The organism is Variovorax sp. GW823-FHT04B03 (genome assembly GCF_058796495.1).
This window is the reverse complement of the sequence record NZ_JBXAIT010000008.1, coordinates 210,689-229,275: the sequence shown is the minus strand read 5'-3', so window position 1 is coordinate 229,275 and position 18,587 is coordinate 210,689. Positions and strand designations below refer to the sequence as shown.

Sequence of the window (18,587 nt, the reverse complement as noted above, 5' to 3'; positions counted from 1 at the left end):
GGCCACGAATGATTCAAGCCCAAAAGGCCTCTGACACCCGCTGGGCGGGCGTCAGTCGCTATCGAAAACATTGCGACGAATCAGACGAGCTTTTTCAGCAGTTCGGCCTTCTTGGCGTCGAACTCTTCCTGCGTGAGGATGCCCTTGGTCTTGAGTTCGCCGAGCTTCTCGAGCGTGGTCATCACGTCGGCGGCGCTCACCACGGCCACGGCCGGCTGCTGCGTCGTGGCCGCAGCCTGGGCCGCCGCGTTCGGGCTCAGGCCCTGTGCGAGGTTCTGCGCCAGCACCTGGCCGAGCGCCACGCCGGCACCCAGGCCCATCGCGTCGCCCGCGATGCCGCCGCCACCGGCCGCACCCTCGGCGAACTTGGGAATGGCCTGCGCCGTCTGGTACTGCATGAACTTGCCCATGTCGTTGCCGACCATGCCCATGCCGATCTTCTGGTCGAGGATCTTCTGCAGCTCTTCAGGCAGCGAGACGTTCTGGACCGTGATGTTCTCGAGCTTGATGCCGATCTTCTCGAACTCGGGCACCAGCTGGGTGGCCAGCGCGGTCGCGAACTGGATCTGGTTGGCCGCCAGGTCGAGGAAGGGCAGGCCGCTGGAGGCGATGGCGTTGCTGATGTTCTGCAGCACCAGGCCGCGCAGCTGGCCGTCGAGGTCGGCCACGGAGTAGATGTCGCGCGTGCCGGAGATTTCGGTGTGGAACAGCTTCGGGTCGCCGATGCGGAAGCTGTAGTTGCCGAAGGCGCGCAGGCGCACGGCGCCGAAGTCCTTGTCGCGGATCGTGATCGGCTGGGGCGTGCCCCACTTCTGGTCGACCTGCTGGCGGGTGCTGAAGAAATAGACGTCGCTCTTGAAGGGAGATTCGAAGAGCTTGTCCCAGTTCTTCAGGTACGTGAGCACGGGCAGCGTCTGCGTCGTGAGCTTGTACATGCCGGGGCCGAACACGTCGGCCACCTGGCCTTCGTTGACGAACACGGCCATCTGCGACTCGCGCACGGTGAGCGAGGCGCCGTTCTGGATTTCCATCTCGGCCATCGGGAAACGCCAGGCCAGCGTGCCATCGCCGGACTCGGTCCACTGGATGATGTCGATGAACTGTTTCTTGATGAAATCCATCAGGGCCATGGTCGTTCCTCTCGAGATGTTGTCGGTTTGTGTCCCAGCCACACATATTGCCACAGGGCCTTGACGGTGCCCCGTGCTTTTGGTCATGCCTGCCACCGGCCATGCGGCGTAGGGCGGTATGGACCGAGGTCTACAATCGGCGCCCCCAGAAGAAGCGCCACCAGGAGCAACGGCACATGTCCGATTCGACCGCATCGTCCCCTTCGACCCCCACCCCGGAAGACAAGCGCGCCCTGTTGCGCCGTGCCGCCCTCGAGTACCACGAGTTTCCCGTCCCCGGCAAGATCGCCATCGCGGCGACCAAGCAGATGGTCAACCAGCGCGACCTGTCGCTGGCCTACTCGCCCGGCGTGGCCGCGCCCTGCGAGGAAATCGTCAAGGACCCGGCCAACGCCTTCAAGTACACCTCGCGCGGCAACCTCGTGGGTGTCATTTCCAACGGCACCGCCGTGCTGGGCCTGGGCGACATCGGCCCGCTGGCCTCCAAGCCGGTGATGGAAGGCAAGGGCGTTCTCTTCAAGAAATTCGCCGGCGTCGACGTGTTCGACATCGAGATCGACGAGAAGGACCCGGTCAAGCTGGTCGAGATCATCGCCTCGCTGGAGCCCACCTTCGGCGCCATCAACCTGGAAGACATCAAGGCCCCGGACTGCTTCTACGTCGAGCGCGAGCTGCGCAAGCGCATGAAGATCCCGGTGTTCCACGACGACCAGCACGGCACGGCCATCACGGTGGCGGCCGCCATGCTCAACGGCCTGAAGGTGGCCGGCAAGAACATCGCCGAAGTGAAGCTGGTCACCTCGGGCGCGGGCGCCGCGGCGCTGGCCTGCCTGAACCTGCTGCTCAAGGTGGGCCTGAAGCGCGAAAACGTGTTCGTCACCGATCTGGCCGGCGTGGTCTACGAAGGCCGCGAAGAGCTGATGGACGACGACAAGCGCCAGTACATGCAGAAGACCGACATGCGCAAGCTGTCGGAAGTGATCGCCGGTGCGGACGTGTTCCTCGGCCTGTCGGCCGGCGGCGTGCTCAAGCCCGAAATGGTCGCCAAGATGGCGCCCAAGCCGGTGATCTTCGCGCTGGCCAACCCGAACCCCGAGATCGCGCCCGAAGACGCCCATGCGGTGCGCAACGACGTGATCATGGCCACGGGCCGCACCGATTACCCGAACCAGGTCAACAACGTCCTGTGCTTCCCGTACATCTTCCGCGGCGCGCTCGACTCGGGCGCCACCACCATCACCGACGAGATGGAGATTGCCGCGGTGCACGCCATCGCCGAGCTGGCCCAGGCCGAGCAGAGCGAGCGCGTGGCCGCCGCCTACGCCGGTGAAAAGCTGAGCTTCGGCCCCGAATACCTGATTCCGAAGCCCTTCGACCCGCGCCTGATGATGAAGATCGCGCCGGCCGTGGCCAAGGCGGCCGAGGAAAGCGGCGTGGCGCTGCGCCCGATCAAGGACCTGGACGCCTACCGCGACAAGCTGCAGAGCTTCGTCTACGCCTCGGGCACCACCATGAAACCGATCTTCGACGCCGCCAAGCGCGCACCGAAGAAGCGCGTGGCGTATTGCGAAGGCGAGGAAGAGCGCGTGCTGCGCGCCGCGCAGATCGTGGTGGACGAAGGCCTGGCGCGCCCGACGCTGATCGGCCGTCCGGCCATCATCGCCCAGCGCATCGAGAAATTCGGCCTGCGCCTGAAGGAAGAGCTCGACTACGACGTCGTCAACGTCGAGCAGGACCACCGCTACCGCGACTTCTGGCAGACCTACCACCGCATGACCGAGCGCAAGGGCCAGACGGTGCAGACCGCCAAGATCGAGATGCGCCGCCGCCTCACGCTGATCGGCGCCATGCTGCTGCACAAGGGCGAGGTCGACGGCATGATCTGTGGCACCTGGGGCACCACGCTGATCCACCTGCACTACATCGACCAGGTGATCGGCAAGCGCCCCGGCGGCTGCGCCAGCACCCCGCAGGACGTGCCGGTGTACGCCTGCATGAACGGCCTGCTGCTGCCCGACCGCCAGGTGTTCCTGGTCGACACGCACGTCAACTACGACCCGACGCCCGAGGAACTGGCCGAGATCACGACCATGGCGGCCGAGGAAATGATGCGTTTCGGCCTCAAGCCGAAGGCCGCGCTGCTGTCGCACTCCAACTTCGGCACCAGCAACGAGCCCAGCGCCGTCAAGATGCGCAAGACGCTCGACCTGCTGCGCGTGCAGGCGCCCTGGCTCGAAGTGGACGGCGAAATGCACGGCGACGTGGCGCTGGACAGCAAGCAGCGCGCGGTCGTCATGCCGCACAGCGCGCTCGCGGGCGACGCCAACCTGCTGGTGTTCCCCAACATCGACGCTGCCAACATTTCTTACAACCTGCTCAAGACCGCGGCCGGCGGCAACATCGCCATCGGCCCGGTTCTGCTCGGCGCGGCCAAACCTGTGCACATTCTCACGGCGAGTGCGACTGTTCGCCGCATCGTGAACATGACAGCCTTGACAGTGGCCGACGCAAACGCCGAGAGATAGGCCATTTGGCGAGAGTGGACGCCAACTTAAGGCGTCGCTTTCTGCCCCCGCGACTGCTCAAACTTTGGGCAGTCGCTTGCTATTTTCGCCAGCGTGGTGCACACTCGCGGGCTTGAATTTGCGGGTTAACCCCGAGGTTGAGCGCAATTCAAACCCCCCGCTCTTTTCTTGTGGTGCCCCATGGCGGCTTACGCCTCGATCACGTCCTCTGTCACTAAGTTTGCGCTCACCAGCTTGATGCTGGTGGCTCTGACGACGGGGGCCGAGGCCCGCGGATGGTTCGGCGCCGACAAAACGTCCTCCGAGGCATCGATTGCCCTGACCGATCTGCCGGTCCAGGGCCAGCGAACCTACCAGGCCATCCTTGACGGTGGCCCCTTCCGGTACGACAAAGACGGCACGGTATTCGGCAATCGCGAACGCATCCTGCCAGCGGCACGCCGCGGGCATTACCGCGAGTACACGGTGCCAACGCCCGGCGCGCGCAACCGCGGTGCCCGGCGGATCGTTTGCGGTGGCGAGCAGCGCACGGCGCCCGAAGCCTGCTGGTACACGGCGGACCACTATGCGAGTTTCAGACGGATTGCGCCATGAGCGATGACAACGACCTGAGCGGCGCCCCGAAGCGCCCCGACGAGATGATGATGACTATGGAAAGACCAGCGGATATGACCTTATCCCTTCGAGCCGTACGCCCGAACATCGTGCAATCGATCCGCGCGTTCCGCGTGAACGACCTGCAGGATGCCGCCAACGCGGCCGGCCAGCACTTCCTGTACGCCAACCTGGGCAACGCCCAGACCAAGCAGGACGTGCTCGACCTGATTGCCCAGCAGTTCACCTTCCCGGCGCACTTCGGCAAGAACTTCGACGCGCTGTACGACTGCATGACCGACCCGTTGCATAAATCGGGCCCACAGCCTGGTTTCGTCATCGTGCTCGAACAGATCCCGGCCAACGCCAAGTTCGACAAGGAAGCGCGCGAGCAACTGCTCGACATCTTCCGCGACGCTTCGGACTACTGGGGCGATCGCAAGGTCCCGTTCCGCTGCTTCTATTCTTTTCTGTAGCCCGTTCTGCATCCACCAGCCAAGCAGAACGGGCGAACGAGGCTCAGCCGACCGCTGAAACCCTCGATGGCATCGAAGTCAACACCACCGCCACGGCAGCCGCTGCGGCCACGCCGGCCGTCAGCACCGAGCCGGCCGGCGAGAAAATGCCGACCGACAAGCTCGTCGACGTGTCGCCCCTGGCGCTGCGCATGAGCAGCCCCTTCAACGCGGGGTACTGGCTGGCAGCTGCGTAACTGCAACCGCTCGCCGCCACAAAAAAGCCCGTCATCGACGGGCTTTTTTCATGGGGGAACGGCCTGGGCCAGTGCAACGTATTCGGCCACCGGCACCTCCTCGGCCCGGCGCTGGATGTCGAACTCGCCGGTGAAGCCGTGCTCTCCGAGCCATTTGCCCAGCGTGTGCCGCAGGATCTTGCGGCGCTGGCTGAAGGCGACCTGCACGATCTCGCCGAGCCGCGCCGCATCGACCGCCGGCGGCTGCGCGAGCGGCACCATGCGCACCACGGCGCTGTCCACGCGCGGGGGCGGGTCGAAGCTCTCGGGCGGCACGAACAGCACGTTCTCCATGTCGTAGCGCCACTGCAGCATCACGCTCAGGCGGCTGTAGTCCGAGGTGGCGGGCCGGGCCACCATGCGGTCGATCACTTCCTTTTGCAGCATGAAGTGCTGGTCGGCGATCAGGTGGGCATAGCCCAGCAGGTGGAACAGGATCGGCGTGGAGATGTTGTAGGGCAGGTTGCCCACCACGCGCAGCGGCTTCGGTTCGGCCTTGGCCGCGAGTTCGGCGAAGTCGACCTTGAGCACGTCCGACTCGATGACGTCGAGCTGCGGATGCTCGCGCAGCCGCTTGGCCAGATCGCGGTCGAGCTCGATGACCGTCAGGCGGCCAAGCCGCTCGACCAGCGGCTGCGTGAGCGCCGCCAGCCCCGGCCCGATCTCGACCATCGCATCGCCGGGCTGCGGCGCGATCGCCTGCACGATCCCGTCGATGATCCCGCCGTCGGACAAAAAGTGCTGTCCGAACCGTTTTCTCGCAATGTGCTGTGCCATCGCGGCCTAGAGCGCTGCCGCTGCCATCAGGACTGCGGCGGCTCGCGGTATTCGACGTAAGCGCGCGCGCGCACTTCCTGCACCCAGGTGGTGAAGGCTTCTTCGACGCGCTGTTCGCGCAGTGCGGCACGTGCGGCTTCGCGCTGCTCCGACTGGCTCAGCTTGGCTTCGCGGCGGCCGACCACCTGGATCAGGTGGACACCGAAGCGCGACACCACGGGGTCGCTGATCTGGCCCGGCGTGAGCCGGTCCATGGCTTCCTCGAACTCGGGCACGAACTGGCCGGGGCGCGACCACCCGAGGTCGCCGCCTTCCTTGGCGCTCGCGTCCTGCGAGTTGTCGCGCGCCAGGCCGGCGAAGTCGGCGGTACCGGCCTGCACGCGGCGCTTGAATTCCTGCAGCTGGGCCACCGCCTGCGCGGTCGTGCGCTTGGGGTCGTTCAGCAGCAGGATGTGGCGCACCTGGGTCTGGGTGATGGACGCATCCGACGAGCCCACCTGCGCCTTGGTCAGCACCTTGAGCACGTGGAAGCCGGCGCCCGAGCGCACGGGTCCGGCGATGCCGTTCACCGCGGTCGATTGCGTGGCCTCGACGAACACGGGCGGGTAGCGGTCGGCGCTGCGCAGGCCGAGCGCGCCGCCGTTGGCGCGGTCGGGCGAATCGGAGTTTTCGCGCACCAGCTTGGCGAAGTCTTCGCCGCTGCGCGCGCGCTGTGCGAGGTCGGTGGCCTTCTTCTGTGCGGTCGCGACCTGCGCCTCGGTGGCGTTCTCGGGCACGGCCACCAGCAGCTGGGCGATGTTGAGGTTGAGCAGGGCGTTGTTCTTGACGGCGCTCTCGCGCTGGTCGCGCAGGTATTCGTCGGCCTCGGTGTCGCTGATCTTGACCTTGGACTCGACCTCGCGGTCGCGCAGGCGCGTGAGCAGCAGCTGGTCGCGCAGGTCGTTGCGGAATTCGCGCGGCGAGATGCCTTCGGCCGCTACGCGGCTGCGCAGCTCGGTGAGGCTGATCTCGTTCTGGCGGGCCACGGTCTGCTCGGCCTGGTCGATCGCCACGTCATCGACCTTGATGCCGTTTTCCTTCGCCAGCTGCAGCTGCGCACGCTCGGTGATCAGGCGCTCCAGCACGAGGCGCGTGAGTTCGGCGCGCGGCACGCGCTCGGCGTCCGGGTTCTCGCGGATCAGGCGCGTGACACGCGACTGCACCTCGGTGTTGGTGATGGGCTCGGAGTTGACCAGCGCCACGATGTACTCGGCCGCGCGCTGCACCGGCGCCGCCGCGGGACCGGCCGGGCGCGCCGCCGGCGGGACGATCCGGGGACCGGCACGCATGATGTCCGTGATGCCGCTGCCGGAACGAAAGCCCTGTGCGCCCGCCGTTGCGGCGATGGCCGCAAGGCAACCCAGGGTGATGAGGGAACGGATGTGTTTCATGGCGTGAACGGTCGTCGTTTCAGTCGTAATTGGTGAAGCGGCTCGGGGCTTCGGTCGGTTGACGCAGCGGCTGGTAGCGCTGGACGTTCTGTCGCAGCGCCTGCATCGGGCTCGAGCCGATGCTGGAGAAACCGACGAATTCGAGCTGGAACATGATGCGGGTGTTGGCCGTCACCTGGCCGGTGGTGATGCGCTGCAGCACCACGCGGCTGATCCAGCAGCAGCCGTCGTACTCGACCCCGAGCACGCCGTCCGTGAGCTTCTTGTCCTGCAGGCTGTAGTTCAGGCGGCCCACGGCGTACCAGCGGCCGCCGCCTTCGCCCTTGCCCGGCCCGAGGTCCTTGCCCTTGTCGCCCCACAGGTCGTTGAGCGGCCATTGCCAGCCGAAGTCGATCGACTTGTTGCCGTCGGTGGCCGTGGGCGTGCTCGGCGCCTGGTAGCGGAAGGCAGCGCTGAGGTTGCGGTACGGGCCCGGGTTGTATCGCGCGCTGATCGCGCTGCGCGTGGAACGGCGCGAATCGGGGTTGTACTGGAGCAGCGTGTCCAGGCTCCACTTGGGCGTCCAGTTGATCTGGGCGCCCAGCAGCAGGTCGCTGGTGCGGTCGGTGACCGGCGCGACGCCCGGCAGCGTGACTTTCTGGTCAGCGAAACGGAAGCGCTGCGCGATGCCGAAGCGTACGGCTTCCACGCCGGTGCCCGGGTCGATCAGGCGGGACGTGACGCCCAGCGTGAGCGCGTTGGTGTCCGAGATGCGGTCCGCGCCCGAGAACGCGTTCTCGGTGTAGATGGTCGCAAAGCTGAAGTCGTTGGCGGCCGAATCGTAGTTCGGCAGCATGCTCTGGTTGCGGTACGGCGTGTACACGTAGTACGCGCGCGGCTCCAGCGTCTGGCGGAAGGCGCGGCCGAAGTAGCTGGCGTCGCGCTCGAAGACCAGGCCGCTGTCCAGGCTGAAGGTCGGCACGACGCGGTTCGACGAGGTCGGGAAGAAGTACAGCTGGCTCGGGTTGTACGGCATCCCGTTCACGTAGTCGATGCCATTGACCGACACCTTCGGAATGGACGACTGCGGCAGGTAGTAGTTGTACGAGGTCGCGTGCAACTGCAGCTTGGGGATGACGAAGGAGCTCGGCGTGAGGAACGGCCGGCTGATCGCCGCCTGCGCGAACACGCGGTCGCCGTCGGGCTGCGACTGCTGGATGAGGTCGAAGCCGGGCTGGCCGGCCAGGATGCTGTTGACGCGAAAGCGCGAGTAGTCGGTGTTCAGCGAAACGTCGAAGCCGTGCCAGTCGTACTTGGCGTAGTTGGCCGTGATCTGCGGCACACGGTCGTACGAGGGCACGACCGGCGACAGGTTGTACTGCAGCGTCTGGTAGCGCAGGGCGCGCACGGCGCCGCTCCAGTCGCCCTTGGTCCAGTTCAGCGAGGCATCGTTCGGCAGCTGGCGCTGCGCCAGCGTCGGCGTGCGCGTGAAGTCGCGCCAGTAGTCGTTGTCGCTGACGCGGTTGATGTTGAGGCTGGCGGACAGCGAATCCAGGCCCAGCGCCTTGGCATCGAAGTCGTGGTGGTGGTTGAGCCACAGGCCCCAACGCTTGCTACTGTCGGGCGGCTTGCCGAAGTTCAGGTCCTTGAGCGCAATCTCGCCGTTGTTCAGCTTCTGCAGCTGCTCGGCGCGCGCCTCGTTGTAGCGCTGGCCCACGAGGCGGTCGCTGCCCATCAGGTCCAGGCGGATGCTGCCGCTGTAGTCCTTCTCGAGGTAGCGGAATTCGCTGGCCAGGTTGAGTCCGCGCTTGCTCATCAGCGTGGGCGTGAAGGTGGCGTCGCGGTTGGGCGCGATGTTCCAGTAGTAGGGCTGCGCGACCTCGAAGCCGTTGGTGTTGTCCAGCCCGATGGTGGGCGGCAGCAGGCCGCTTTTGCGTTCGTTGGACAGCGGGAAGGTCACGCGCGGGATCGGCGGCGTCGTGATGCCCATGAAGCTCATGCGCGCATCGATGGCGACGCCTTCGTTTTCCTCGGTGTCGGTGGTCAGCGTGGCGGCGGTCAGCAGCCAGGCCGGCATCCAGCCGGGGAAGTCTTCACGGCGGCAGGTGGTGTAGCTGGCGCGCCGCGCGATCGAGACGTTGGAATCGACGAAGTCGATGCGCTCGGCCTCGCCGTGGCCGCCGGTCGCGAGGAAGCGGTAGCGCACGTTGTTGAAGAAGCCCTCGAAGGTCTCGAGCTTGAGCTCGAGCTCGGGGCCCTCGTACACGTTGCCGGCCTGGTTGACCCGCACGTTGCCGGTGGCCTTGGCGCGGTCGTCCGGCTGGTAGTACTCGAGGCGGTCGGCCGTGATGGCGACCGGGCCACGGCGCAGCGTGGCGTTGCCCTCGACCACGGTCTCGAGGTCGGGGCGGCCGGAAATGCGGTCGCCGGTGACGAGGCTGGGCAGCTGGCTGCGTTGCACGGGCGTCAGCGTCTCGGTGAGCAGCGGCGTGCGCTTCAGCGTGAGCGGTCCCTCAAGCACACCGGCTTGCTGGGCGAAGGCGCCATGCGCGTGCAGCAGCGCCAGCGACAGCACGGCCAGTGGCAGCGGCGGGCTCGAACGTCGCAAGGCAGCGCGTGGGGTCGTAGGCATCGATTCGGAACGAAAAATCGTCGGGATGGCGCGGCAAGCCGGCGGGTTGCGGGGTCCGGCAGCCACCCCGCCCGGTCGGATCGACCTCGAGCAGGGGTGCCGCGCCAGGCGGATTTGTAGAATTGATTATCCATGACAGCACCTTCGACCCCGGCGTCCACGACCCCACACCCCGCCCAGGCCATTCTCTGGACAGATCCGCAGCGGGCCGAAGCGTTCCGGGGCTGGCTGGCCGGCATTGCCGACGCCCGGCAACTGCGCCCGGACACCGTCCGGCTGGCGTCGGCCGACGCCAGCTTTCGCCGCTACTTCCGCCTCGACACCACCGACGGCGGCACGCGCATCGTGATGGACGCGCCGCCCGACAAGGAAAACAGCGCCCCCTTCGTGCAGGTGGCGCAGCTGATGACCGAGGCCGGCGTGACGGCGCCGCAGGTGCTCGAATGGGACCGCGACAACGGCTTCCTGCTGCTCGACGACCTGGGCCGCCAGACCATGCTCGACGTGATCGACCCGGCCCGCCCGGACGCCAACCGGCCGCTCTACGACCTGGCCATCGACGCGCTGATCCGCTGGCAGCTGGCCTCCAAGCCCGGCGTGCTGCCGCCCTACGACCGCGCGCTGCTCGAGCGTGAACTGGCGCTCTTTCCCGAGTGGTACATCGGCAAGCACCGCGGCGTGGCCGTGGAAGGCCAGTTGAAGGAGCGCCTGGACCGCGCCTTCGCGCTGATCGTCGAGAACAACCTCGCGTCGCCGAGCGTGTACGTGCACCGCGACTTCATGCCGCGCAACCTGATGGTGGGCGACGATGCCGGCCAACCGCTGGGCGTGCTCGACTTCCAGGACGCCGTCTACGGCCCGATCACGTACGACATCGCCAGCCTGATGCGCGACGCCTTCCTGAGCTGGGACGAGGAGTTCGTGCTCGATATCACCATCCGCTACTGGACCGCCGCGCGCAAGGCCGGGCTGCCGGTCGACGAGGACTTCGGCGCCTTCTACCGCGCGGTCGAATGGATGGGCCTGCAGCGCCACCTCAAGGTGGCCGGCATCTTCGCGCGCCTCACGCTGCGCGACGGCAAGCCGCGCTACCTGGCCGACACACCCCGCTTCATCGCTTACATCCGCGCCACCGCCAGCCGCTACATCGAGCTCAAGCCGCTGCTGCGCGTGATCGACGAGGTCGAGGGCACCACGGCCGTGACCGGCTTCGCCTACGGCCGAGTCTGAAGAGAAACTGAAAAAAGCCGAAAAAGAAAATCGCTGTAGCGCCCGCACCACGGGCGCCATCAGCTCCTGATCTCATCGCATGCCCCGTTTTCACTGCTCCGTGCCGCTGACCGCCGGCGCCAGCCTGGCGCTGCCGCCGGGCGCCGCGCGCCATGTGCAGGTGCTGCGCATGCAGCCCGGCGACACGCTCACCCTGTTCGACGGCGCGGGCGGCGAGTACGCCGCGACGGTCGAGCGCATGGGCCGCAGCGAGGTCGCGGTGACGGTGGGGGCCCACACGCCCATCGAGCGCGAAGCGGCCCGCGCCGTGCACCTCGCGGTCGGCATGCCGGCCAACGAGCGCATGGACTGGCTGGTCGAGAAGGCCACCGAGCTCGGCGTGACCAGCATCCAGCCGCTGGCCACGGCGCACGGCGTGCTGCGCCTGTCGGGCGAACGCGCCGAGAAGAAGCGGGCGCACTGGGAAGCCATCGCCGTTGCGGCCTGCGAGCAGTGCGGTCGCAACCGCGTGCCGGTGATCCATCCGGTGCAGTCCTTCGCGGGCTGGCTCGGCGGCGCTGCCGCCGCGGATACGGCATCGACGCGACTGGTGCTGAGCCTGGCCGAGGGCACGCGCGCCGTCACCGCCGTGGCCGCAGAGACACCCGCTACGCAACCCGCGCTCGTGCTCAGCGGCCCCGAAGGCGGCCTCAGCGCCAGTGAAGAGCACGACGCCATCGCGCGCGGCTTCGCACCGGCCACGCTCGGTGCGCGGGTGCTGCGCGCCGAAACCGCGGCGCTCGCAGCGCTGGTGTCGCTCGTCGGCGCCTGAACTGTTTGGGGGGTGTTTTCCGCGAGGCGCACACCGGGCGCCTGCGGAACAATGGCCGCTTCGTTTTTCCTTGTTCACTCCGCCTCCCGGAAGGACCGCTCCCCCCATGCCTCGTTCATCCCGCGCGTTTCGTCTCGCCCCCCTTGTCCTGGCCGCGCTGTGCGCCATGCCCACCGTTCACGCCCAAAGCCAGGCCGTTGCGCCCACACCGGCGCAGGTCAGCCCCGCGGTCGACCAGGCCTACACCCAGCTCATGGCGTCGCCCGCGATCCGCAAGCTGCTGGAATCGGTTAAGGCTGACCACGAACGCACGGTCGAGGAGTTGAAGACGCTGACCGAGATCGAGGCGCCGCCCTTCAAGGAACAGAAGCGCGCCGAAGCCTTCCTGGCACGCCTGAAAGCGCTCGGCCTGCCCGACGCGAAGATCGACGCCGAGGGCAACGTGATCGGCCTGCGCAAGGGCACGGGCAACGGCCCCAAGCTTCTCATTTCAGCGCACCTGGACACGGTCTTTCCGGCCGGCACCGACGTCAAGGTGAAGGAGCGCGACGGCAAGCTCTTCGCGCCCGGCATCGGCGACGACACGCGCGGCCTGTCGGTGCTGCTGTCATGGCTCAAGGTGCTCAACGACAACAAGATCCAGACCGTGGGCGATCTGATGATCGTCGCCAACGTCGGCGAGGAAGAGCTGGGCAACCTGCGCGGCATGAAGGCCATCTTCCGTGACCACCTGGACATCGACGGCATGGTCGGCCTCGAGCCCTCGCCCGACGGCCACGTGCTGGTGCTCGGCACCGCGAGCCACCGCTACGAAGTGACCTTCAAGGGCCCGGGCGGCCACAGCTTCGGCGCCTTCGGGCAGGTGCCCAGCGCGATCCACGGCATGGGCCGCGCCATCGCCAAGATCGCCGAAGTGCGTACGCCCAGCTTCCCCAAGACCACCTTCACCGTCGGCACCGTCGGCGGCGGCACCTCGGTGAACACCATCGCGCCCGATGCGCGCATGGCCATCGACATCCGCTCGGACGACATGGCCTCGCTGCTCGAGACCGAGAAGAAGATCCTCGCCACGCTCGACGAGGCCGTGGCGGAAGAGAACAAGCGCTGGAACGTGACCAGCCTGAGCGTGAGCACCAAGCTCATCGGCGACCGCCCGGGCGGCCGCACGGCGCCCGACTCGGTGATCGTCGAGGCCGCCACGCGTTCCAACAGTGCTTTCGGCCACAAGACGCTGCTGCGCGGCGGCAGCACGGATGCGAACGTTCCCATTTCGCTGGGCATCCCGGCCATCATCATCGGCGGCGGCGGCAAGTCGGGCGGATTCCACTCGCTGGGCGAGTCGATTGACGTGACAGATGCATGGAAAGGCGCGCAGAATTCGCTCGTCACCGTGCTCGGTCTGGTCGGCGTGCAGGGCGTCAGCCCCGCGCTCCTGCCGAAACGCGCAGCACGCAGCAAGTAATTTGTCACGTTGCCAGTTCGAAAGTGGCCGCGCCACTTTCGGCAAGCGGGTCGCCACATTGGAAAATGTGAGCGTTTCTGTCACACACCAAGGAATGGTCATGGGGTTGCTCGATTCGGTACTCGGTCAGGTGCTAGGAGGCGCTGCACAGCAGCAGCAACCGCAAGGCGGTGGCCTCGGGGGATTGGGAGATCTCGGAAGCCTCGCCGGCGCCCTGGGCGGCCTGCTTGCCAACAACGGCGGGCAGGGCGGCCTCGGCGGCATGGTCTCGAAATTCGAGCAGGCGGGCATGGGCGACGTGATCGGCTCGTGGATCGGCAACGGTGAAAACAAGCCGGTCTCGGGCGATCAGCTGCAGAACGCGCTGGGCGGCGACACGATCGCCGCCATCGCCTCCAAACTCGGCATCAACGCACAAATGCTGCTGCCGATGCTGGCCACCATGCTGCCGGCCCTCATCAACCAGCTCACGCCGCAGGGCAAGGTGCCCGAGCAAGGCCTCGGCAACCAGGACGACCTCCTGGGCTCGCTCAGCGGACTGCTTCAAGGCAACAAGCCGACCTGACCTGCCACCCGGCGAATTTCATTCTCAGAATTCCGGCGCCCGCGAGGGCGCTTTTTTTTGGCCGGCGCCTTGCCTTCGTCGCCCAATCGCGTAGAACCGCGCCCCATGAATCGCAATCTGTGGCTCCTGGCCATCTGCCAGGGCCTGCTCCTGACCAACAACGTCACCTTCATCGCCATCAACGGCCTCGTGGGCCTGGGCATCGCACCGCAGGGCTGGATGGCCACGCTGCCGGTGATGGGCTATGTGGTGGGCGGCGCGCTGAGCACGGGGCTGGTGGCGCGCACGCAGCAGCGCTTCGGCCGCCGCGGTTCGTTCCAGATCGGGCTGGCGGTGGCGGTCGGCTCGGCGCTGCTGTGCGCCTACGCGGCGTCCTCGAAGAACTTCTGGCTGCTGTGCTTCGCCACCGTGGTCGCCGGCTACTACAACGCCAACGCCGGGCTCTACCGTTTCGCGGCGGCCGAACTGGCACTGCCGACCTGGCGCGAGAAGGCCGTGTCGATGGTGATGGCCGGGGGCCTGATCGGCGCGGTGGCGGGGCCGAACCTGGCGACCTTCACGCGCGAAGCGCTCTCCGTGCCCTTCGCCGGCGCCTACATCGCGCTGGCGGCGGTGGCGCTGCTCTCGATGGCGGTGATGCACTTCATCGAATTCCCGCCCTCGCCGACCCGCAAGGAAGCCGCCGGCGGCAGGCCGCTGGGCGAGATCATGCGCCAGCCCGTGTTCATCGTGTCGGCCGCCGCGGGCGCACTGAGCTACGGCGTGATGAACCTGTTGATGGCCGCCACGCCCATCGCGATGCAGATCTGCAGCCTGCCGTTTTCCGACGCGGCGCTGGTGCTCGAATGGCACGTGATCGGCATGTTCGCGCCGGGCTTCTTCACCGGCCACCTGATCCGCCGCTTCGGCGCGCTGCCGGTGATGGGGGTCGGGCTGGCGCTCAACCTCGGCTGCATCGTGGTGGCGTTGTCGGGCGTGGACCTGCACCACTTCCTGGTGGCGCTGTTCCTGCTGGGCGTGGGCTGGAATTTCCTGTTCACCGGCAGCACGACGCTGTCGCTCACGGCCTACACGGCCGAGGAGCGCGACCGCGCCCAGGGCGCGCTCAACTTCTGCGTGTTCGCGACGCTGGCGCTGACCTCGTTCGCCTCGGGTGTGCTGGTGACCACGCAGGGCTGGCAGCTGTTGAACTACGGCTCGCTGGTGCCGGTGGCCCTGACCGGCGCCGCGCTGCTCTGGCTCGCGCAGACGCAACGCCGAAGCGCGCGGGTGGCCAAGGCCTGAGCCTCAGGCCACGCGCGCCGAAACTGCCGCCGCCGGAAACCGCCGGTCGAGCCAACGCTGCAGCGTGTCGAACACGGGCTCCGCATCGAGTTCGTTGAAGAGCTCGTGGTACAGCGCGTCGAAGCACTTCGCCTCGACGTTGCCGCTGGGCGCCGCAGCGGCCGCGAAGGCGCGGCTGGCCGCCGGCCACACGAGCCGGTCGTCGCCCGCGTAGATCAGCAGCGTGGGCACCGGCCAGCGCGCCGCGTGCTGCTGCACCGTGGCACCTTCGTAGGCGAGAAAACGCGCCAGCCGGCTGCCGATGCGGTCGTGCGTGAGCGGATCGTCGCGGTAGGCCTGCACCACCACCGGGTCGTGCGAGAGGTAGTTGTCGTCGAGCCCGTTGCCCACGCGCAGGTTGGGCGCGATGCGCGGCAGCACCGCCAGCAGCATCTTCTGGAAACCGTTCAGCCCCGGGTCGAGCCCCGGCGACGACAGCACCAGCGCATCGACCGGCCGCACGCCGCGCGCCACCAGGCTCGCGGCGACCAGGCCGCCCAGGCTGTGGCCCAGCAGCACCAGCGGCACGCCGGGGTTCTCGCGGCGCGCATCGTCGATCACCAGCGCCAGGTCGTCGACCAGCCGCAGCTCGCTGGGCAGGCCGCCGCGCGCGCCGGTGGATTCGCCGTGCCCGTGGTGGTCGTGCGCCCAGACCGCGAAGCCCCAGGCATGCAGTTGCTTGGCGAGGCCGTGATAGCGCCCCGCATGCTCGCCCAGCCCGTGCACCACGACCACGACGGCACGGGGTGTGCCGGCGGCGGGCAGCCGCCGCAGCGCCAGCGTCTCGCCGTCCGGCGTGGACAGCGACACGCGATGTGGCAAGGGCAGCGCGTCGCTCATGGGTGCACCCTTGGCGCTGCGCGCCGTCCCGCCAAGCGGGAGCGATCTGGCTTGGGGCGGCCCGGCGCGGCGCTCAAGCCGCCACCGGCTCCGCAGCCGCGGCGCGGTGCGCGACGGGCAGGGCGGCGATGACCTCGGCCACGGCGGCCGTCAGCTTCTTGGCATAGGGCACGTGCAGGAACTCGTTGGGGCCGTGCGCGTTGCTCTTCGGGCCCAGCACGCCGCAGACCATCATCTGCGCCGTCGGGAAGCCGGCGCTCAGCATGTTCATCAGCGGGATCGTGCCGCCCTGGCCGATGTAGCCGCACGAGGCGCCGAAGTGCGCACGCGAGGCCTTGTTGAGCGCGTCCTCGAACCACGGCGTGATGGTGGGGGCGTTCCAGCCGGTGGCGCCGCCGCCGCTTTCGAAGGTGACGCGCGCCTGGTAGGGCGCGTTGTCTTCGAGCAGGGCCTTGAGCTTTTGCACCGTCTCGGCCGCGTCGACCAGCGGCGGCAGGCGCAGCGAGAGCTTGAAGGCGGTGTAGGGACGCAGCACGTTGCCCGCGTCCTTCAGGGCCGGGAAGCCTTCGGCACCGGTGACCGACAGCGTGGGCTTCCAGGTGCGGTTGAGCAGCGCCTCGACCGGGTCGGTGGTGGTCGGCAGCGCGAACATGGTCGAGCCGCCGCAGTCGTAGTGCGCCCACGGGAAGCGCTTGTAGACCTCGTCGCCGAGGATGGCGGCGGTGGCCTTGGCCTGCGCCAGCCGGTCGGCCGGCACTTCGCAATGGAAGCTGGCGGGCAGCAGGCGGCCGGTGGCGCTGTCTTCGAGGCGGTCGAGCACCTGCCGCATGATGCGGAAGCTCGAGGGCACCAGGCCCGAGGCGTCGCCCGAGTGGATGCCTTCGGTCAGCACCTCGACCTTGAGCGTGCCGCTGGCCATGCCGCGCAGCGAAGTCGTGAGCCACAACTGGTCGTAGTTGCCGGCGCCCGAATCCAGGCAGATCACCAGCTCGACCTCGCCCAGGCGCGGACGCAGCGCGTCGACGTAGGGCAGCAGGTCGTAGGAGCCGCTTTCCTCGCAGGTCTCGATGAGGCCGACGATGCGCGGGTGCGCCACGCCCTGGGCCTTGAGCGCCTGCAGCGCGGCCACGCTGGCGTACACGGCGTAGCCGTCGTCGGCGCCGCCGCGGCCGTAGAGCAGGCCGTTCTCGTACTTGGGCGTCCACGGGCCGAGGTCGTTGCGCCAGCCGGTGAACTCGGGTTGCTTGTCGAGGTGGCCGTACATGAGCACGGTCTCGGTCATGTTCGTGCCGGTGGCCGGCACTTCGAAGAACAGCACCGGCGTGCGGCCTTCGAGGCGCACGATCTCCAGCTTCAGGCCCTCGACCTTCTGCGCCTCGACCCAGGCCGCGGCGTTGCGCAGCACGGTCTCCAGGTAGCCGTTGGCCGACCAGTCCTTGTCGAAGCCGGGCGACTTGGCGGGGATGGCGATGTAGTCGGTGAGTTGCTTGACGATGTCGCCGTCCCATCGGGCGGTGACATCAGAGAGGGCGCGCGTCGCGTCGAGCGTGCCGGCGGGCATTTCACGGTGCAGGGGGGCGTTCATCGGGGGATTCTCCGCGGGGACGAAAAAACGCATTTTGCGCCTCGCGGCGAGCGCGCGTAGAGTGCGGGCGATCTCAAAACCCGGAGCGCAATGTGAGCAAGGCAACATCGACGCGGATCAAGGTGGGGATCGGCGGCTGGACCTACGAGCCCTGGCGCGACAACTTCTACCCGAAGGGCCTCGCCCACGCGAAGGAATTGAACCACGCCAGCCGGCAGGTCAGCGCCATCGAGATCAACGGCACCTACTACAGCACCTTCAAGCCCGAGACCTTCCGCAAGTGGCGCGACGACACGCCCGATGACTTCATGTTCTCGATGAAGGCCTCGCGCTTCACCACCAACCGCAAGGTGCTGGCGACCGCGGGCGAGTCGATCCAGCGCTTCATCGACAGCGGCGTGGCCGAGCTGGGCGACAAGCTCGGGCCGATCGTCTGGCAGTTCATGCCGACCAAGCAGTTCGATGCGGAAGACTTCGAGGCCTTCCTGGAGCTGCTGCCCAAGAAGGAAGGCAGCCGCGTGCTGCGTCACGTGATGGACGTGCGCCACGAGAGCTTCATCACGCCCGCCTACAAGGCGCTCGCGAAGAAGCACAAGGTGTCGACCGTGTTCACCGACGCCGACAAGTTTCCGTCGTTCGAGGAGCCCGAGGGCGATGTCGCCTACGCGCGGCTCATGATGGCCGACGCGTCGCTCGCGACCGGCTACGCGCCCAAGGCGCTGGACACCTGGGCCGCGCGCGCGCAAGGCTGGACCACGACGCCGAAGGCGCGCGACGTGTTCGTGTATTTCATCAACGGCGCCAAGGAAAGGGCACCGGCCGCGGCCGGTGCCTTGCTGCAGCGCCTGGGGTGGGCGCCGCCGGCTGCAGACGCAGCAATGGCCGCCGCCGCGGACAAGCCGAAGCCGGCGGCCAAGAAGGCCCCACCGAAAAAGAAAGCGCCCTGATCGACG

At 67.7% G+C, this 18,587-nt stretch carries 16 protein-coding genes; 9 read left to right on the top strand and 7 right to left on the bottom strand.

What is annotated here, in order from left to right; translation table 11 throughout:
- Positions 1 to 80 precede the first annotated feature (80 nt).
- A complete protein-coding gene (locus tag AC1RAD_RS30085) occupies positions 81 to 1,130 on the bottom strand; it encodes an SPFH domain-containing protein (protein WP_101490731.1) in 1,050 nt (349 codons plus the stop codon).
- A 176-nt stretch (positions 1,131 to 1,306) separates the two neighbouring features.
- Between AC1RAD_RS30085 and AC1RAD_RS30080 the strand changes: the two genes are divergently transcribed.
- The 3 genes from AC1RAD_RS30080 to AC1RAD_RS30070 all read left to right on the top strand — a co-directional run bounded on the left by AC1RAD_RS30080 (position 1,307) and on the right by AC1RAD_RS30070 (position 4,725).
- Positions 1,307 to 3,655 carry an NADP-dependent malic enzyme gene (locus AC1RAD_RS30080; RefSeq protein WP_062473579.1) on the top strand — a complete coding sequence of 783 codons (2,349 nt, stop codon included), beginning with the start codon at positions 1,307 to 1,309 and terminating at the stop codon, positions 3,653 to 3,655.
- Positions 3,656 to 3,835: 180 nt separating this feature from the next.
- The gene (locus AC1RAD_RS30075) at positions 3,836 to 4,249 is read left to right on the top strand and encodes a guanyl-specific ribonuclease (protein WP_056574987.1); all 414 of its coding nucleotides are present in this window, start codon (positions 3,836 to 3,838) and stop codon (positions 4,247 to 4,249) included.
- 50 nt (positions 4,250 to 4,299) lie between these two features.
- Positions 4,300 to 4,725, top strand: coding sequence for a barstar family protein (locus AC1RAD_RS30070; protein WP_095747788.1), 426 nt, complete (start codon positions 4,300 to 4,302; stop codon positions 4,723 to 4,725).
- Between the two features lie 43 nt (positions 4,726 to 4,768).
- On the opposite strand, the gene AC1RAD_RS30065 is transcribed toward AC1RAD_RS30070, so the two are convergent.
- The 4 genes from AC1RAD_RS30065 to AC1RAD_RS30050 are packed head-to-tail and all read right to left on the bottom strand — an operon-like array spanning position 4,769 to position 9,818.
- Entirely contained in the window at positions 4,769 to 4,996 is a 228-nt protein-coding gene (locus AC1RAD_RS30065; RefSeq protein ID WP_492738769.1) for a hypothetical protein, read from the bottom strand.
- 13 nt (positions 4,997 to 5,009) lie between these two features.
- Positions 5,010 to 5,777, bottom strand: coding sequence for a 16S rRNA (adenine(1518)-N(6)/adenine(1519)-N(6))-dimethyltransferase RsmA (rsmA, locus tag AC1RAD_RS30060; protein ID WP_139702942.1), 768 nt, complete (start codon positions 5,775 to 5,777; stop codon positions 5,010 to 5,012).
- A gap of 26 nt (positions 5,778 to 5,803) precedes the next feature.
- Complete coding sequence (locus tag AC1RAD_RS30055) at positions 5,804 to 7,207, bottom strand: peptidylprolyl isomerase (protein ID WP_159274210.1); 1,404 nt, start codon at positions 7,205 to 7,207, stop codon at positions 5,804 to 5,806.
- A gap of 19 nt (positions 7,208 to 7,226) precedes the next feature.
- A complete protein-coding gene (locus AC1RAD_RS30050; RefSeq protein WP_492730107.1) occupies positions 7,227 to 9,818 on the bottom strand; it encodes an LPS-assembly protein LptD in 2,592 nt (863 codons plus the stop codon).
- A gap of 132 nt (positions 9,819 to 9,950) precedes the next feature.
- On the opposite strand from AC1RAD_RS30050, the gene AC1RAD_RS30045 reads away from it, so the two are divergent.
- From AC1RAD_RS30045 to AC1RAD_RS30025, 5 genes are all read left to right on the top strand, one after another.
- Positions 9,951 to 11,048 carry an aminoglycoside phosphotransferase family protein gene (locus AC1RAD_RS30045; protein ID WP_492738768.1) on the top strand — a complete coding sequence of 366 codons (1,098 nt, stop codon included), beginning with the start codon at positions 9,951 to 9,953 and terminating at the stop codon, positions 11,046 to 11,048.
- 79 nt (positions 11,049 to 11,127) lie between these two features.
- Positions 11,128 to 11,859: a 16S rRNA (uracil(1498)-N(3))-methyltransferase gene (locus AC1RAD_RS30040; RefSeq protein WP_492698544.1), complete on the top strand. Its 732-nt coding sequence runs from the start codon at positions 11,128 to 11,130 to the stop codon at positions 11,857 to 11,859.
- A 106-nt stretch (positions 11,860 to 11,965) separates the two neighbouring features.
- Entirely contained in the window at positions 11,966 to 13,321 is a 1,356-nt protein-coding gene (locus tag AC1RAD_RS30035; RefSeq protein WP_492738767.1) for a M20/M25/M40 family metallo-hydrolase, read from the top strand.
- Positions 13,322 to 13,421: 100 nt separating this feature from the next.
- Complete coding sequence (locus AC1RAD_RS30030) at positions 13,422 to 13,886, top strand: YidB family protein (protein WP_095948391.1); 465 nt, start codon at positions 13,422 to 13,424, stop codon at positions 13,884 to 13,886.
- Positions 13,887 to 13,991: 105 nt separating this feature from the next.
- Positions 13,992 to 15,170, top strand: a complete 1,179-nt coding sequence (locus AC1RAD_RS30025) for an MFS transporter (protein ID WP_492738766.1) — start codon at positions 13,992 to 13,994, stop codon at positions 15,168 to 15,170.
- 3 nt (positions 15,171 to 15,173) lie between these two features.
- On the opposite strand, the gene AC1RAD_RS30020 is transcribed toward AC1RAD_RS30025, so the two are convergent.
- On the bottom strand, positions 15,174 to 16,049 hold the full coding sequence (locus AC1RAD_RS30020) for an alpha/beta hydrolase (RefSeq protein ID WP_492738764.1): 876 nt from the start codon (positions 16,047 to 16,049) through the stop codon (positions 15,174 to 15,176).
- A 73-nt stretch (positions 16,050 to 16,122) separates the two neighbouring features.
- Complete coding sequence (locus AC1RAD_RS30015) at positions 16,123 to 17,634, bottom strand: M20 family metallopeptidase (RefSeq protein WP_062473598.1); 1,512 nt, start codon at positions 17,632 to 17,634, stop codon at positions 16,123 to 16,125.
- A 92-nt stretch (positions 17,635 to 17,726) separates the two neighbouring features.
- Here AC1RAD_RS30015 and AC1RAD_RS30010 point away from each other — a divergent pair, with 92 nt between their 5' ends.
- Entirely contained in the window at positions 17,727 to 18,581 is an 855-nt protein-coding gene (locus AC1RAD_RS30010; RefSeq protein WP_083259364.1) for a DUF72 domain-containing protein, read from the top strand.
- Positions 18,582 to 18,587: the final 6 nt, after the last annotated feature.

Bases quoted from the DNA above. Each gene is read 5' to 3' on its own strand.
- AC1RAD_RS30085 (WP_101490731.1), bottom strand. From the start codon at position 1,130: ATGGCCCTGATGGATTTCATCAAGAAACAGTTCATCGACATCATCCAG.
- AC1RAD_RS30080 (WP_062473579.1), top strand. From the start codon at position 1,307: ATGTCCGATTCGACCGCATCGTCCCCTTCGACCCCCACCCCGGAAGAC.
- AC1RAD_RS30075 (WP_056574987.1), top strand. From the start codon at position 3,836: ATGGCGGCTTACGCCTCGATCACGTCCTCTGTCACTAAGTTTGCGCTC.
- AC1RAD_RS30070 (WP_095747788.1), top strand. From the start codon at position 4,300: ATGACTATGGAAAGACCAGCGGATATGACCTTATCCCTTCGAGCCGTA.
- AC1RAD_RS30065 (WP_492738769.1), bottom strand. From the start codon at position 4,996: ATGACGGGCTTTTTTGTGGCGGCGAGCGGTTGCAGTTACGCAGCTGCC.
- rsmA (WP_139702942.1), bottom strand. From the start codon at position 5,777: ATGGCACAGCACATTGCGAGAAAACGGTTCGGACAGCACTTTTTGTCC.
- AC1RAD_RS30055 (WP_159274210.1), bottom strand. From the start codon at position 7,207: ATGAAACACATCCGTTCCCTCATCACCCTGGGTTGCCTTGCGGCCATC.
- AC1RAD_RS30050 (WP_492730107.1), bottom strand. From the start codon at position 9,818: ATGCCTACGACCCCACGCGCTGCCTTGCGACGTTCGAGCCCGCCGCTG.
- AC1RAD_RS30045 (WP_492738768.1), top strand. From the start codon at position 9,951: ATGACAGCACCTTCGACCCCGGCGTCCACGACCCCACACCCCGCCCAG.
- AC1RAD_RS30040 (WP_492698544.1), top strand. From the start codon at position 11,128: ATGCCCCGTTTTCACTGCTCCGTGCCGCTGACCGCCGGCGCCAGCCTG.
- AC1RAD_RS30035 (WP_492738767.1), top strand. From the start codon at position 11,966: ATGCCTCGTTCATCCCGCGCGTTTCGTCTCGCCCCCCTTGTCCTGGCC.
- AC1RAD_RS30030 (WP_095948391.1), top strand. From the start codon at position 13,422: ATGGGGTTGCTCGATTCGGTACTCGGTCAGGTGCTAGGAGGCGCTGCA.
- AC1RAD_RS30025 (WP_492738766.1), top strand. From the start codon at position 13,992: ATGAATCGCAATCTGTGGCTCCTGGCCATCTGCCAGGGCCTGCTCCTG.
- AC1RAD_RS30020 (WP_492738764.1), bottom strand. From the start codon at position 16,049: ATGAGCGACGCGCTGCCCTTGCCACATCGCGTGTCGCTGTCCACGCCG.
- AC1RAD_RS30015 (WP_062473598.1), bottom strand. From the start codon at position 17,634: ATGAACGCCCCCCTGCACCGTGAAATGCCCGCCGGCACGCTCGACGCG.